Origin of the sequence: Streptomyces fuscigenes (assembly GCF_021556455.1) — a bacterium.
Lineage (GTDB): Bacteria > Actinomycetota > Actinomycetes > Streptomycetales > Streptomycetaceae > Streptomyces > Streptomyces fuscigenes.
Genome location: NZ_JAKGCV010000805.1, coordinates 1 through 1,069 on the forward strand (window position 1 = coordinate 1; position 1,069 = coordinate 1,069).

Annotated in this window: 1 protein-coding gene; it reads right to left on the reverse strand. The window is 76.0% G+C overall.

What is annotated here, in order from left to right; all coding sequences use genetic code 11:
• Positions 1–67 precede the first annotated feature (67 nt).
• Entirely contained in the window at positions 68–907 is an 840-nt protein-coding gene (locus tag L1885_RS28690; protein ID WP_235800053.1) for a DUF3097 domain-containing protein, read from the reverse strand.
• Positions 908–1,069 lie beyond the last annotated feature (162 nt).

Below are 1,069 nucleotides of genomic sequence, written 5' to 3' on the forward strand. Positions count from 1 at the left end.
CGCCGCCTCGCGGCGCCCGGGAGCCGGCCCCGGCGGGCCCGCGACCACGGGCGCCGGCGCGCGGGCGTCAGGGTCCCTCGGGCCCGCCGATCGTCACGAAGTCGATCAGTTCCTCGACGCGGCCGAGGAGTTCCGGTTCCAGGTCGCGGTAGGAGTGCACCGAGGCGAGGATGCGCTGCCAGGCGGCGCCGGTGTGCTCCGGCCAGCCGAGGGCCCGGCACACTCCGGTCTTCCAGTCCTCGCCGCGCGGCACCCGCGGCCACGCCGGGATGCCCACCGAGGACGGTTTCACCGCCTCCCACACGTCGATGTAGGGGTGGCCCACGACGAGCACGCTGCCGTCCTCCCCGGACACCTCGGCCGCGATGCGGGACTCCTTCGTACCGGCCACCAGGTGGTCGACCAGGACGCCGAGACGCGCGTCCGGGCCCGGCGCGAAGTCCTCGACGATCGCGGGGAGGTCGTCGATGCCTCCCAAGTACTCCACGACGACGCCCTCCACCCGCAGGTCGTCGCCCCAGACCTTCTCGACCAGCTCCGCGTCGTGCCGCCCCTCGACGTAGATGCGTCCGGCGCGCGCCACCCGCGCGCGGGCCCCGGGCACCGCCACCGAACCGGAGGCCGTACGGGCGGGGACGCGCGGGCCCGGGCCGGCCGAGGGGCGCACGAGCGTGACCGGTCTGCCCTCCAGCAGGAAGGCGGCCGGCTCCATCGGGAAGACGCGGTGCTTGCCGAAGCGGTCCTCCAGGGTGACCGTCGGGCCCTGCGCCGTCTTCTCGCAGCGCACCACGGCGCCGCAGAATCCGCTCGACACCTCCTCGACGACCAGATCGGCCTCGGCGGGCACCTCGGGCACGGGCGTGGAGCGCTTCCACGGGGGCGTCAGATCAGGGCTGTAACTCCGCACGGGCCGACCCTATGCCGATCACCGCGCCATGTCCCGGCGTTCCTGCCCGCGACGTCGCCGCCGGACCCGCCACGGAGGCGCCCGCCGTCCGCGTCCGCGCTCCGCATCCGCCGCCCGCGTCCGCGCCCCGTATCCGCCGACCGCGCTCGCATCCGCCGCCCG